The organism is Natronorubrum halobium, from assembly GCF_051351675.1.
Taxonomy (GTDB): Archaea; Halobacteriota; Halobacteria; order Halobacteriales; family Natrialbaceae; genus Natronorubrum.
This window is the reverse complement of sequence record NZ_CP195597.1, coordinates 158147-171215: the sequence shown is the minus strand read 5'-3', so window position 1 is coordinate 171215 and position 13069 is coordinate 158147. Positions and strand designations below refer to the sequence as shown.

Annotated in this window: 23 protein-coding genes; 14 read left to right on the top strand and 9 right to left on the bottom strand. The window is 56.8% G+C overall.

All coding sequences use genetic code 11. The annotated features are described in order from the left end of the window. Positions 1-132 precede the first annotated feature (132 nt). From ACSFC7_RS27910 to ACSFC7_RS27875, 8 genes are all read right to left on the bottom strand, one after another. Positions 133-1185, bottom strand: coding sequence for a hypothetical protein (locus ACSFC7_RS27910; RefSeq protein ID WP_436348828.1), 1053 nt, complete (start codon positions 1183-1185; stop codon positions 133-135). Continuing rightward, on the bottom strand, positions 1175-1486 hold the full coding sequence (locus ACSFC7_RS27905; RefSeq protein WP_436348827.1) for a winged helix-turn-helix domain-containing protein: 312 nt from the start codon (positions 1484-1486) through the stop codon (positions 1175-1177). Before ACSFC7_RS27905 ends, ACSFC7_RS27910 begins: the two co-directional genes overlap by 11 nt. Then, entirely contained in the window at positions 1479-1853 is a 375-nt protein-coding gene (locus ACSFC7_RS27900; protein WP_436348826.1) for a hypothetical protein, read from the bottom strand. Before ACSFC7_RS27900 ends, ACSFC7_RS27905 begins: the two co-directional genes overlap by 8 nt. Next, complete coding sequence (locus tag ACSFC7_RS27895) at positions 1846-2088, bottom strand: hypothetical protein (protein WP_436348825.1); 243 nt, start codon at positions 2086-2088, stop codon at positions 1846-1848. Before ACSFC7_RS27895 ends, ACSFC7_RS27900 begins: the two co-directional genes overlap by 8 nt. Positions 2089-2316: 228 nt before the next feature. Then, positions 2317-3060 carry a ribbon-helix-helix domain-containing protein gene (locus ACSFC7_RS27890; RefSeq protein ID WP_436348824.1) on the bottom strand — a complete coding sequence of 248 codons (744 nt, stop codon included), beginning with the start codon at positions 3058-3060 and terminating at the stop codon, positions 2317-2319. Continuing rightward, complete coding sequence (locus ACSFC7_RS27885) at positions 3060-3389, bottom strand: hypothetical protein (protein ID WP_436348823.1); 330 nt, start codon at positions 3387-3389, stop codon at positions 3060-3062. Before ACSFC7_RS27885 ends, ACSFC7_RS27890 begins: the two co-directional genes overlap by 1 nt. Before the next feature lie 190 nt (positions 3390-3579). Further along, positions 3580-4086 carry a hypothetical protein gene (locus tag ACSFC7_RS27880; RefSeq protein WP_436348822.1) on the bottom strand — a complete coding sequence of 169 codons (507 nt, stop codon included), beginning with the start codon at positions 4084-4086 and terminating at the stop codon, positions 3580-3582. 3 nt (positions 4087-4089) lie between these two features. After that, positions 4090-4554: a hypothetical protein gene (locus tag ACSFC7_RS27875; RefSeq protein WP_436348821.1), complete on the bottom strand. Its 465-nt coding sequence runs from the start codon at positions 4552-4554 to the stop codon at positions 4090-4092. A gap of 343 nt (positions 4555-4897) precedes the next feature. Between ACSFC7_RS27875 and ACSFC7_RS27870 the strand changes: the two genes are divergently transcribed. The 12 genes from ACSFC7_RS27870 (at position 4898) to ACSFC7_RS27815 (ending at position 11754) form a co-directional block, all read left to right on the top strand. Next, complete coding sequence (locus ACSFC7_RS27870) at positions 4898-5545, top strand: hypothetical protein (protein WP_436348820.1); 648 nt, start codon at positions 4898-4900, stop codon at positions 5543-5545. 452 nt (positions 5546-5997) lie between these two features. Next, complete coding sequence (locus ACSFC7_RS27865) at positions 5998-6438, top strand: hypothetical protein (protein ID WP_436348819.1); 441 nt, start codon at positions 5998-6000, stop codon at positions 6436-6438. Between the two features lie 326 nt (positions 6439-6764). Beyond that, a complete protein-coding gene (locus ACSFC7_RS27860) occupies positions 6765-7151 on the top strand; it encodes a hypothetical protein (protein WP_436348817.1) in 387 nt (128 codons plus the stop codon). Then, entirely contained in the window at positions 7148-8032 is an 885-nt protein-coding gene (locus tag ACSFC7_RS27855) for a hypothetical protein (RefSeq protein ID WP_436348816.1), read from the top strand. The genes ACSFC7_RS27860 and ACSFC7_RS27855 overlap by 4 nt, the downstream gene beginning before the upstream one ends. Next, a complete protein-coding gene (locus ACSFC7_RS27850; protein ID WP_436348815.1) occupies positions 8029-8577 on the top strand; it encodes a DUF1643 domain-containing protein in 549 nt (182 codons plus the stop codon). Before ACSFC7_RS27855 ends, ACSFC7_RS27850 begins: the two co-directional genes overlap by 4 nt. Beyond that, positions 8577-9080: a hypothetical protein gene (locus ACSFC7_RS27845; RefSeq protein WP_436348813.1), complete on the top strand. Its 504-nt coding sequence runs from the start codon at positions 8577-8579 to the stop codon at positions 9078-9080. Before ACSFC7_RS27850 ends, ACSFC7_RS27845 begins: the two co-directional genes overlap by 1 nt. After that, complete coding sequence (locus ACSFC7_RS27840) at positions 9081-9734, top strand: hypothetical protein (protein WP_436348812.1); 654 nt, start codon at positions 9081-9083, stop codon at positions 9732-9734. Beyond that, positions 9731-10087: a hypothetical protein gene (locus ACSFC7_RS27835; protein WP_436348811.1), complete on the top strand. Its 357-nt coding sequence runs from the start codon at positions 9731-9733 to the stop codon at positions 10085-10087. The genes ACSFC7_RS27840 and ACSFC7_RS27835 overlap by 4 nt, the downstream gene beginning before the upstream one ends. After that, complete coding sequence (locus ACSFC7_RS27830) at positions 10084-10380, top strand: hypothetical protein (protein ID WP_436348810.1); 297 nt, start codon at positions 10084-10086, stop codon at positions 10378-10380. Before ACSFC7_RS27835 ends, ACSFC7_RS27830 begins: the two co-directional genes overlap by 4 nt. Then, the gene (locus tag ACSFC7_RS27825) at positions 10380-10667 is read left to right on the top strand and encodes a hypothetical protein (protein ID WP_436348809.1); all 288 of its coding nucleotides are present in this window, start codon (positions 10380-10382) and stop codon (positions 10665-10667) included. The genes ACSFC7_RS27830 and ACSFC7_RS27825 overlap by 1 nt, the downstream gene beginning before the upstream one ends. Next, positions 10664-11401 (top strand): hypothetical protein, encoded by a 738-nt coding sequence (locus ACSFC7_RS27820; RefSeq protein ID WP_436348808.1) that lies wholly within the window; start codon positions 10664-10666, stop codon positions 11399-11401. The genes ACSFC7_RS27825 and ACSFC7_RS27820 overlap by 4 nt, the downstream gene beginning before the upstream one ends. A 23-nt stretch (positions 11402-11424) precedes the next feature. Beyond that, complete coding sequence (locus ACSFC7_RS27815) at positions 11425-11754, top strand: hypothetical protein (RefSeq protein WP_436348807.1); 330 nt, start codon at positions 11425-11427, stop codon at positions 11752-11754. Positions 11755-11852: 98 nt separating this feature from the next. Here the strand turns inward: ACSFC7_RS27815 and ACSFC7_RS27810 are convergent, their stop codons facing one another. Beyond that, on the bottom strand, positions 11853-12203 hold the full coding sequence (locus tag ACSFC7_RS27810) for a hypothetical protein (protein WP_436348805.1): 351 nt from the start codon (positions 12201-12203) through the stop codon (positions 11853-11855). 113 nt (positions 12204-12316) lie between these two features. Here ACSFC7_RS27810 and ACSFC7_RS27805 point away from each other — a divergent pair, with 113 nt between their 5' ends. Beyond that, the gene (locus tag ACSFC7_RS27805; protein WP_436348804.1) at positions 12317-12502 is read left to right on the top strand and encodes a hypothetical protein; all 186 of its coding nucleotides are present in this window, start codon (positions 12317-12319) and stop codon (positions 12500-12502) included. Positions 12503-12786: 284 nt separating this feature from the next. Continuing rightward, positions 12787-13056 carry a hypothetical protein gene (locus ACSFC7_RS27800; protein ID WP_436348803.1) on the top strand — a complete coding sequence of 90 codons (270 nt, stop codon included), beginning with the start codon at positions 12787-12789 and terminating at the stop codon, positions 13054-13056. The last annotated feature ends 13 nt before the right edge of the window (positions 13057-13069 follow it).

The window sequence follows — 13069 nt, the reverse complement described above, 5'->3', positions numbered from 1 at the left end:
ATGTCTACCGCCTTCGTTTCTCTGACGGGGATAGGAGTGTTGTTCGTCGGGTTTCCGCACCCGTCGCAAGTGTGTGCAAAGTCACTTGAACCCCCAAACTTGGCAAGCGGGTTCTTCTGCTCAGTTCCGCCCTCAGACATTCCGATCACCGTCCGTAGCCGTGTCGTCGTGCCGGACGATCTCGAGCTCACCGTGGATTCGAACCGGCTCCGGGAGCACACCACAGTTGTCGGGTTCGCCAACGAGGTCGAAGACGGCCTCGGCGATCGTCTGGAACGAAAGCACGGAGAAATCGGTCGGATCACTCGCTGTGATGTCGATCTCGGCGACCGTACTGTCTAGTGCTTCCCTGCCACCGTCGGTCACCGGCCGCTGCTCGTCGGGATAGGGCTCGAAAAAGCGACCGTCGCGACCGATCACCTCTTGAGAAACCCACGACGAGATGGTCGCCGGAAGCGCCGAATACAGCCGATCGATCCGATCACGGTAGTGGTAGAGTCCCTCGGTGTAGGCATCCCACTCGTCGGTCCCGTACTCATACTCGCCGCGTTCTCGAGCGAGTCGGTGGCGGTTCCGATCGGCCTGCCAGAACTCGAGGATGGTCGGCGCCGTCTCGCCACAGTCGTGACAGCGCCACGCCGGAAGGTGCGTATCGGGCGGGTGGCCCTCGTAGATCGGCACCGCACCCGTGATCGGATGGGGGATCAACGCGGTCCCATCAACGAACGCCTCGGCAGTTTCGCGACTCGAGCCGTCGACCGCTTGGCCGCCGTCGGTGAGCGTCATTTGCTCATCGTTTCTCGAGGATTCAGTCTCGTCCTCGAGCGTGTACGGATTCGCGACTGTGTGTACGGGTCCGTACTCGCTGTCGTACTCGATGAGCGCCTCGGCGACGTAGCCGGGAATCTCCTCGTCTTTGCCCCACTCTTCGGCGCGTTTCTGGATCTCTGTCTCTTCGTCGCTTTCATTGCCGTCGATCTCGATTTCGACGAGCCACTCGTGGCAGACGACCGTCGCGACACCGTTCTCGACGACGGCCGCCCACTCGTCGACGACGGATCCCGGCCATACCAGGAGCAACGGGAGCTCGAGTTCCGTCCGTGGGTGTTGCCAGTGGACTTCGATCTGATCCTGCTCGACGGGTTCGAACGTTCCGTCTGCGGTGTATCGCTGGTTACGCGCCATCGGCGGTCACCTCCGGTGTATCGGGGGCTGCAGTCGAATAGATCGACTGCCGGGCGTCCTCGAGATTCGGCCGATCGTCGACTGCGTCGATAGTCTCGAGTTTTCGAAGCGCGTATCTGACCGTTCGGACGGGCAGTCGGCTTTGTTCGGCGAGTTGGGCCTGTGTCTGTCCGCCCTCGTACTCGAGAATCTTGTAGACGAGTTTGGCACTCGGCGGGAGTTCGGCTAGCTCACGCTCGAAGTCGTCTGGGTGATCGTCCCGAGAGGTCTGGGCCTGCGTCTGGGTTTGGCTTTCACTCATCGGAACCAGCCTCCGTATCGACGTACTGCTCGTCGAAATGCCTCGAGTCGTCCCAGAACGTCTCGTCGCTCGGGGCGCTCGGTTCGTCGATCCATGAGATTTCGCCGGCTTCGACGTCGTCCTCGAAGATGTTTCGAACTGGGTCGGCTTCGGTGTGCAACAGCTCTCGCTCGGAAATCTTTTTACCGCCGTACAGCGCGAGTTCCTGTGCGTCCTCGATTGCGTTTTCGCGTTCGTGTCCGGCAACCAGCGAGAACTCGTACTCCGTGACAAACGCGAGTTTCACGTCCCACTCGTAGCCGACTACGCGGGCGTTCTCGAGTCGGTACTCCGGACCGTCACTCGAGGCAGTTCCACCGTCAGTCATCGGCGACCACCGCCTGTTCCGCTTCCAATTTCAGTTCTTCGACGTCCTGTTCGATCACGCCGGGTGCTTTCGGGCCGTTCTCGCCGCAGTTGAACTCGTGATTGCGGGTCACGGACTCGCCGATCTCCTCGTTGATCGCTTTGGAGAGATCCGCTTCGTTGAGTCGCCGTTCGAACGTCCAGTCACAGTCGTTGCAATAAGCGCGGAAAACGTCGACCGAATCCTGATTCCTCATTATACAGCCTCCTGCTGCTCAATAGCCGGTGATAGTTGCCAACTACTAGCCGATTTATTATCGTTTACTGAGTTCCTCGAATTGGACTCATAGGCATTCTGCACCACCGCCATTATTGGAACCACCAGATGAGTCCGAATTCCATAGAGCAGATTGCGTATCTGCTCCGTGCCAGGGTAGGCAACCCTGGCACTCCTGACCTCATTATCACTTGAGGACCCCGTACGATCACTCATCGGAACCACCTGTGTAGACCGGCTGCTCGAGATCCGACACCAGGTGCGTCTCGAGGTCGTCACCGTCGTCGACGTCCGAGAGGTCGTAGGACACGTACTCGTCAGGGTCTGGCTCGTAGTGGCCCATGTGCTCGCTCTTGACGACCGCGTAGCACTCGAGGGCGTCCGCGAGCGTATCTGGGACGTGCGTCGGCACGCCCGTCTTTACGAACAGATTACGAACCGTATCTTCGGGCTCGAGAGCCGCGTAGACATTTCCGAGTCGAACGACGCGGACGGCTTCGAGATCTGTCTTCCCGTCGCCGAAGACACCGAGTCGGCCGTCGACGTGATAGGTCAACTCGACGGTCACCGTGTCCTCGCCGCCGTTGGCGCTCGAGATCCGCCCACCATCGGCGTTCGATCGGGCCAAGAGCATCGGCAGTTCGGCCCGGAGTTCGCTGCTGGTCAGCAACTGACCGGACGGGTTGAGCGTCTCGTACTGTTCGCGACGTTCCTTGCGCCGTTCGCGTTCGACTTCGGGATCCACTGCGAGTCCGTTGCCGTCCGTTCGAATGGGCTTGTCCGCGCTGTCTTCGTTCGTGTCGCGCTCGAACTCGAGCTGGCTGTGCTCGTTCAACAACGCCCGTGCGCCGTCACGAAGCGCCTCGCTCCGGTTCGGGTAGTGGCCGGCGTCGACGAGTGACTCGAGCCCGTCGACGAGTTGTTTCGGCATCCGGTGGGTGACACGCTCCATTAGGCGTCACCTCCCTGCAGCGCCTCGAGTGTCTCGCGAGTGACGATCGTCGCGGTGACGTTCTCGTGTTCGATCGATTGGTCGGCTTGCTCGCGTTCGGTGTCCGTCGAAACCTCGAAATCGTCGAAGCAGTGGTACGTGAGAACGCTTCCATCGGAATCGAGTTCGTAATACCACGTCAGAAACTCGAGTCCAGGGTTACAACAGCGGATCAACTCGTCGTCCTCGAGATCGTCGAGCGACGGTGGCTGATCGCTAGCGGAATCGTCACTGCTGGATTCTGTAGGCGGTGCTACTGAGCGGTCTTGCAAAGGGGTGTGTGCTGTCATCGTCTTTCGGGATTCCGGACGTTCTGTTCCGGAATCGTATATGAAACGATGAACGTTTAGCACTTAATCTCTCGGCTCGCCAAGGTATGTGTTGCGTCTGGCTGACAGTCACTCTCTCGTAACGCACTATGCTACTTTCACTTGAGTCGGGAAGACAAAAATATACCGTGAATACTGCTGTTAAGGGATTCTATTCTTCACTCCCTTCTGTATCATCCACTTCATCGGACTCGCTTTCTTCTCTTCTGGAGAATCTCATTCGCGGGACAATTCCACTATACGAGTTCTCCAGAAGATCGCCAATTGGATTGACGATGTATTGGAGAATCCCTGATTCCAAGTGATAGATGAAATCATCGTCAAGATCATAATATGATCCCTCAGACCAGCTGTCATGGTATTCTCGATATTCGTCTTGAGGTCCCGGTACAAAGACAATAGCTGTCACCTCAATTGATCCATGTGGTTCATCTTGTTTATCCAATTCCGGGCTCTCCCAAGGCGCTTTACCACGTTCATAGATCCTGAATACCATTCTTGTTTGGCATTGGAAACCTGAGGGAGCGTCCGAAAGCTTAGGGTCTGTCATATCGAAGTCAAGTGAGACAGATCCCTGGATAGGATCTTGTACTCGAGGCGAGACATCGACATCAAGATTGTCAATATAGTACTCTGGAACAGAATAATCTGGGATCATTCTTTAAGGTTCTAGCGTCTCAACCTCATCCTGAGGAGTGTATTCCTCCAGCTCCACGGGAGTGTCAGTGTCCGTATTATGGATGTGACCAATCTCCTGTAGTCTCGCTTCAGTCCGCCTGCCTGAATCTACCGTACCAAGCGTCCTGAGCAGACAATCCAGGAAGCGTTCACCGTATTCAGTGATCTCGTAGTGGGCAGCGTATTGACTACTTGGATCATCGGTTGAGCGTTTTCTGATCAACCCACCATCAAGCAAGTTATCAATGGCATTGGTGAGCTGCTGTGAATGCAGATCAAGCTCTTCTTCCAGCTCAGTGAAGGCAAGTTTTCCATCTGCTATTGTAACAATGATAGCTTGCTCATTTTCGCCATCAAAGGCACTAATCGCATCCCGGATTTCAAACGGGATTAGTTTGACACGCTGTTCAACTGGATCCGCGCCAGTAGTGGCATTGGATTCGGACATGGTGGGTTGTGATCGATTTCTATTGGTGAATTGGCTGGGTGTCCAACCAACTCTGTTCTTATTCTTCGCTATTGGCAACCGCTTAGCTGGCCGTCTGAAGCAATCCCATCAGATATCATGGAATTGCCGTTCTCTTCTGATGCGATGGTTCGACTCAAGCAGGATTGTCCTGTCTGATATTCACACTTTCAGCCATCGTAGTTGATGTTCTGCTCCAACCACAGTCAGTAGTTCTAGCCGTGTCATCATAAAAGTTGGGACTCAGATCAAAATCTTTTGACCTGGAAACCTTTAGATAGACGGTAAGTATTAAATCTGACCCGTAACAAATGTAGAACACTCAATGACTGGAGACCGTTTTCCGGATGGCTTTGAAACTGCTGTTAACAGAGTCAGAGACGGATCTGACCAAGCTCTTTACCCATATTTAAACGTGGGAATTCTTGGCGCTTATGAAGGCGACTGTCATGCTTATTTGAATGAGCTTCGACTTTCTCTTCGCGATCTCGGCTTTGAACAAGTTAAGTTAGCCTCTGATCGTGATAGTAATGTACCCAATTCGATTAGTGAATCACAATACTGGTATGAAGATAGTGTGAAGTTTTTAGAAGAGTGTGATGTTGTCATTTTTGTCTTCTTTACTAATGAAGTCCGGCGTCCGTATTTACCAGAGAGAGCCTTCCAAAGGGATCCTACTGATCGGACAAATGCTTCTCAAGGAATAAATAATTCAATTGTAGTTGAATTAGATGAGTGGATAGATTTGGTACCTGATCCGGAGGAATCGACATTTGTCATCTATGAAGAGCCCTGTCACCAGGACGCTAGTTCCCTGATTGAAGGAAAGATAAATTATACTGGCATAGATGATCGAGTGATTGATCCACATATTGTTGACCAATCGATAAATGCAGCTAAATCAAAATGTGCAAATTGGGCGATGGGGAGATTCAGAAACCGTCTTCAAGATCGATATATAACCGATAGATAGTCTTAGTTGTCCTATCCTCGATAACCGATAAGCTACCCTATCTCCTTGCGGGGCTCTACTTTGATTTGGAGGTCGACTTGAGGCTATGAAGGACTACCTCGAGACCGACGCAAATCTTTCTGAATTGCCTGTCGACCAATACGATAACTTCGTTTTCGATATAGATCCGCTTGAAGAACAGTATCACCACCAGTGGTTGTCGAATTTTCCTCCAGATCGGATATTGCCACTCGTAGTTCTATCCATAACCACGGTTCAACTTATCTCGTCGGTGTTCATGGCTATTTCTGGGTATTTCATCTATCGACTAATCCTCAAACAATTCCGTCTTGAGTCCGGTTTCGACTTCTTAGACTTTTCCTGCCACTTTCCACTCAGGCACACTATCCTGATAGACAGAAATATGCTTATTCAATAGTAATAGCTAAGTAGCCGCACGACTAGGCTAGAGTATGGCACGGGAAACCGACGCCGATGTGACCACGACGGATCGGGCTCGAGACGCGGTGTGCGAGCGCGAAAAAATCGCCAACCCAGCGGCCGACGAAGACGACACGGCACTGGAACTCTCCGGCTCCTGGTACGGCTACATCGGTCGCGACGTCGAAGGCGCGTACCACCACATGGACAAGCGAACGATGACGGTGTTCGTGACGCCGACCGACCGAGAACGATTCCTTCCCGACGGCGCTGGTCTGTACTGGTTCCGCGTTTCGGGGCCGGTCGTCCAGAGCGTCTGTCTCGAGGACTACGAGGATAAGGACATCCAAGACTGGAAGCTCCACGTCGCCGAGAAACGCGGATGGGGCGAACTCCCCGTCTGTCCAGTCGACAAACTGAACGCGGCGATGGAGGACGATCGATCCATCCAGCGTGTCGTCGAGCCGTACTGACTTTTCGAAAAAACCGCAGCCGCAGTCCGCATTCGCCCGCCGGAATGCTCCGAAGCTCATTCAGTAACGGACGGCTCTCTTTCTGTTGGATTGTGGGGGGTTACAGTGACAGAGACAACAGTGTGAGAGCCATTTCGATGGTCGACAGGGACATAAAAACGGGCGTTGCTTGCGCTTGCGTCGTTGCCGGGCTAATCATCCGCAAAGACCGCTACCAAGAGTGAATTAGCCGTTTTCTCCTTTAATATGCTTTAACAATAGTAAATTATAAGCCGATGGCAAATAGAGTGTGGTGTAGGCGCTGGAAACAGCGCGACGGTGACAACATGAACAGCACACACCCCTTTGCAGACGACGAGAGAGAATCGAGCCCGCATCGAACGTCGAACGGGCGGCTGAAGAATACTGGACGCGAACTCGAGGAGTCGGTCGTGTTCGTTCGCGTCGACGAGACGCCCGTGACGAACGAGCGCGTGGCGATCCACATCGAACACCCCGATCACGACGGCGGTGTCCGGTGTTTCTACCGATACGGCGAGACGGTCGGCCGATCGATCCGCCGGCACATCAAAAAGGAGATCGACGCCGATCTCGAGCGCGTCGAACTCGAGGATACGGTCGGATTGAATCTGTCGGGCCGGGAGATCTTGCCCGACGAGTACAAACTGTCCGGGCCGGCTGGACTCGAGACGCCCGAGGTGGTCGTTGCATGAGCGGGACTGAGCGACCGCGGGGTATCCTCTCGCCAGCAGATCGGCGGTACCTGTTGGGGGAGACGGACTACTCGAGCGATCAGTCCGAGCGCGATGCACGGTATCGGATCCGTAACCGCCTCTACAACGGGGTTCTTGATCTGAATCTCGCGCTCCATTACCTCGAATCGCGTGACTTCGAGATGGTTCTCGAGAAGCTCGAGGAGGACGATATCGAGGGAGCTATCGCGTTCTTCGAGTACATCGAGGCCGCGCGGGAGGTCGACCAGAAACGCGAGGAGATGCTGGAGACACTGGGACGGCCACATCACCCGGCTACTGAATCCGACAGTAACCTCGAGACTGACGGCGGACAGGATCTCTCAGCGTTCGGCGTCGACTGTCCTGAAGCCACAGAACGCCCACAGGAGGACATCAGCGAGGACTACAAATTCACGCGTCCGCAGTGCCGTGGGCTCACGAACGATGGCGATCGGTGCTCGAATCCCGTTGTTCGGGGCGGTGACGAAGACTTCTGCCCGCGACATGCTGATTCGGACTGCGAGACGATCGACGACCAGCTCGCCACGGACGGCGGCGTGGACTCGAGCGGGACTGTGCACGCGGTGGTAGACGTTCCGGCAGGCGGTCGAGACGTTGCGAAAGAGGTGATTGAGTATCGAGTCGGACCGCCGGTCAACTACGCATTCTTCCGAACACTGCGAGGAGAGAAACTGGTCCTCTGGGGCGACCATATGCAAGAGCGTTGGTTGAAGGAACTCTCGACGGCGTGTCACGGACTCGAGCAAGAGTACTCGGAGATGGCGATGTACGACGCCGCTCGTGAAGCCGATCGGATGGAGGGGGAGTTCCTCCGCGGTGACGGGGTGATCGAGGCATGAACGGGACTGGTCGCTCGCCTCCGCTCCAAGACAATCGGAACGACGCCGTACTCAGCGACTGCGGCGAGTACCGCTACCGACTCTCGAGAACGTGGAACGTCGAGAAGCCGACCGTGGCGTTCCTCATGCTCAACCCGAGCACCGCTGACGCATCCGAGGACGACCCGACGATCCGGCGCTGTCTCGGTTTCGCGAAGGACTGGGGCTATGGCTCACTCGTCGTCGCAAATCTGTTCGCGCTCCGCACACCCAATCCGTCGAATCTTCGCGACCATCCGGACCCGATCGGACCGGAGAACGACGAGCATCTTCGAGACGTCTGCGAACAGGCCGAAAAGGTCGTCGCGGCGTGGGGCGCGAACGGATCATTCGACGATCGCGCTCGAGAGATTGCACAGACACTCGAGTCGGATCTGTTCGCTCTTGACACGACGAAGGCGGGTCACCCGAACCATCCACTGTACCAGCCGTCCGACGCCGAACCAGAACCGTGGAGTGACCGGCAATTACCGGCAGAACTGGTGCAACTAGGAGGCGATTCGTGATGTCCTCGCAGGAAACGATATTCGAGCGTGCTGAGCAGAAACGACGGGAAACGCTCGAGACCATCCGAACGCTGACCGAGCGTGGCGAGACGGATGCCATGAACGGCGGCGTTCCGGTCTCGCGGCTTCTCAAGGAGATGACCGTCACTCGCGGAGCGCTCAAGGGCTACCTCACGACGCTCCGCGAAGAGGGCAAGATCCGGAAAGTCAAGGGGCTAGGGCCGGACGCTGTCCGTCCGTCCTACCTTCTTGTCGAGACCGTTGACGACGACGGCGACGATAGGGAGATCCGGGCCGACGGCGGCACCGTCTCTGGCGATACCTACCGCTGCATCCACGAGGACTGTAGGGAAACGTTCTCGCACAAAGTTAGGGCGAGAGATCACGCTCGAAAGCATATGCCGTCTGTCGGAAACTATGGAATGTACGATTTCATCGAGATTATTCCAGAACGGGAACGCTACGACAAGACGGCTACCGAATCTACCGGAGGTGACGAGTAGATGTCGCGCACGTGCATCGATCACCGCGACGAGATCCAGGTCGGCAGCCCGCTCCCTCGAGAACTCGTCCGGAACACCGAGATGGGCTATCTCACGAGTTGTCACGACTGCCAGTGGATGGGCCTGTTTCCCGACGGCACGCTCGCCGACGGAGCCGTCCAGACCCACTACGACCGCTGTCACTACGGGCCGACGTCCTACACGGTCACCTTCCTCGTCGACGGCACTCGAGCGCAGTGTCTCGAGTCTAACCGGGAGCGACTGACGCCGATCCAGTCCGAGCGGCCGACGTTCCCGCGGACGACCGGCGATGTGTCCGAACTCGTCGAGCGCGGCGACCGGATCCGGCTGCCGGGTGATCGCGAACAGATGGTCCATAGCGTGGATGCAACGCGGATGTTCGGACTCGCTACGTGGACGGTCAGCTTCTGTGATCCAGACGTCGACCTCGTCGACGACGATCCCGATTGGCGTGGGATGAACGAACTGATCGCTCACGACGGCGACGTCTACTGTCGGTACGGAGAGGACTATCTCGGAGTGCCGGCCTTCGAAATTGACGGCCGGGCGGCACACCAGACCGATCTCTCGAGTTTCGATCACGACCGGGCGGTCACGGACGGTGGGACCGGCCAGCGGAGGGCCGACCGATGACCCAGGAACTCCTCTCTGCGTTCGGCGGTGGCGACACCGACTGCCTGCGGCTCTCGCTCGAGAGCCTGGGCGAGCGCAAGCGCGTCGAGGACTACATCGAGTCGCTCGACTGTGGCGGCTGGGATCTCGCCCTCGTCAGCGAAGGCATGATCTGGTGGCACGACGCCTCCGGTTCGTCCGCGAAAACGTTCAAGATCGAACCCAGCGAGCACGGGTGGAACGGCTCTCGGCGGAACCGCTCGGTTCCACCGCACAATACTCGAGACCTGCAGACGGCGCTTGACCGGGCTGCCGAGTGGCTTCGCGAGCATCCACTCGAGTCGGCCAACGGTACTGGAGGTGACGATCGGTGAGCTCTCGTGCCAACGATACGGACCGACCGCTCGTCGAGTGTCGCGACTGCGAGGGCACCGGGACGGTCCAACGACTCGTCGGCGATCCCGACATCGACGAACCGACTGGCACCTACGACGACCTGAAAGCCGTCGACGTCGACTGTGACCGCTGCGACGGGCGTGGCGAAACGTACGACGCGCCGGGTTGTCCGTGCTGTGGGGCCAGCGAGTCGCTCACGTCGATGCTGTTGCCCTCTGGAAGCTACAAGCAATCCTGCTCGAAGTGTCCGTGGTCGGAGGTGGTCGGGTGATGGACGATCGTCGTGACCAGCCACACCAACACCAGCAGTTCGCGACCGACCGCGTCGGACTCACGAAACCGATGACAGCCGACGGGATCGTCGACCAGGACGACCGATTCTGCGAGCTGTGTCACTTCGCACAGAGCGCTTCCTACTATGTCCCGGCGTATCAGGACGGTACGGTGGTCTGTCGGACGCACGCGAACGCACTCGAGGACGGCCGCTGGGACGGCCCGAAGGACGGCGACGGGTATGCTGTCGAACCGCTTTCGGAATCCGAGGAGGCGGGTCGATGATCAGCCCACGAACGGCGGGTGAGACGACACGACCGGAGCCTCGAGTCTGGAACATTCGGCAGGCCGATGGACGCAAAGACGCGTTCTACCTCGTTCGATTGTGGCACCACTATTTCGGCGTCGAGTACGAAGCGAATTGGCTGCCCTACGGTCCCTATCAGGTGGCCGGGTGGGACAACGAAAACGAAGATGAAGACGGGGACGAAGAGGTCCGGAAGGTCTGTGGAGTGATCGCCACCCACGAACTCGAGGACGGCCAGACGGTCGACGTTGGCGGCGGACTCGCCGAACTATTCGATCACGACGCAATGGTCGAGCAACTCCCCGACGGTCGCTTCGATCGGGACACACTCGCTGGACAGTGCAACGCCATGCTCTGGTTCGGCATCGTCGATCAGGCGTGGCGGGGCTACGGGATTGGTCACCGACTCTTCCGAACGCGTCTCGAGTGGGCGCAGGCCCACGGCGCGGATATGGTGTTCGCGATAGGATGGGAGCGGCTCGCAGGACGGACCAGCCGGCCGCTGTTCGAACAATACGATTTCGTCCCGATCCAGTGGTTCGACGATCACTACGGGGAGTCTCGAGACGCCTGTCCTGATTGCGGTGTGTGGCCGAACAATGATCGAGAGTGTACGTGTGCGGCGACGCTGTGGGCTCGAGATCTGCCGATCGATCAGCTGTCTCCATCTACGTTCGCGGACGGCGACGATCCGTCGGCAGAAACACCTTAGCACCGTCCCCTCGAGACTGTTCTATGACCGAATCAGAGTCCCCGTCCCGGACAATTCGATTCAAAGGTGAGCGACCGCCGTGGAAGGTCGACGATAGTAACGAGCACACCAGTGAGAGTTCTCAATGGGAAATCCGAACTGTGACCCGTCGGACGACGAACGCCGACGAGACAGCGGCCTGTGTTGTTACAGGCGAGACGGTCCCGTTGAACGAGGCTCACTATTTCGTGACGTCGACGCGGTCGACTCCTGGTCGGTTCCAATCCGAGGAGTACGATCACGCGATCGTCGCCTTCGAAGGTGGGCTCGAGGAACTCGAGCGGCACCTCGAAGATGATGAAGAGTCAGCCTGATCTCTCAGGCAGGTCACCGTCAAGGGGTTTCATATCACCAATTAGAACTCGACCATTATCGACTTCTACAAGAGGTTTGAGCTGGAACAGGTCCGGGGCTATCCACCGAAAATTGCGGCTCCGACTACCAGAGCGGCAAGTGTGTAGCTAGGTGCGTCTTGGACCGCATGTGCAACCATCTTCCCGGTTTCAGGATTGTGTTGATCCATCTCGATTGTCCAGTGATCGTCGTACTCTCGGATCTGAAAGCTATCTGTAGGATTTTGGTCTCGATAGACCTCGTTTGCGGATCCGGGGATCGATAGTGACGATGGTTCAAACTCAGAGGGAAGGAATGGTGCGTTCTGCTTCGACAATTTGATTTTGGTCTTGTACTTCTGCTCGCGGGCGAGACGTTTCGCATCACCCCACGAATGGGCTGTCTGACTTCTTCCGGTGAAATTCACCATATTCATACAATCGTTTAAGACAATATAAGACTAGGGTGACCAGAGTGAAAGTAACGTCATACACACGTTTTTATTCCGACTGTTTATATCGGAAGCCGCAGCCAACATCGTCGATGCACGATCGAACTCCACAGGAGGACCTGCTCGCCATCGAAGCACTCGTAGAGTTTAGCTACAGGGAACGCGATGTCCGACCGAAGCGGTCAGCGTGGGTCATAGCGGAAGAACTCGCAACGATCCACGGACTCGAGATCGAAGACGCGATCCGGCAGTGTGATCGGTGTGGTTCCGGGGTATGAAAAGGTGCCGAGTGGCTGGCTCGGCCGTCTCGAAGTGGGGCAGTTGGTGATGAGATCCCAACCACGGGATCGGTTACCGCGACGACCGATCAGGCCGTCACTGGTCGCGACCAGTATTTGGTGTGTCAGCGGCTATCGCAATATATCTTGTGCGGATTTTAGACTTCGGATATAAACGCCTTTCTGAAGTACTGGTGACTGTCTATCATCCATATGCTTTCCGTGGGTGTTTCACTTTCGCTGCGGCCCCGAAACCCAAAATACAGTCGGGGCTGAAGTCATCGGTGATGGAGACAATCACTGAGAACGAGATTCGTGGAAAGCTGTCGGACCACTATGGCGGTGACAACTCGACTCGAGACTTCCTCAAAAACGAACGGGACGACGCGTACGGATCGCCCGGAAGTATCGTCTATTCCCTCTCAGGCTCGCCACCAAAGGGATATGCGATCGTAATACCAGCACTTCGAATGGTAAATTTCTACGATAACCACGGCAAGCGGTTTCGGATCCTCCGCGACACGGTTGTGGCCGAACTCGAGGATGGCGAGTAGGTAACTCGGGATC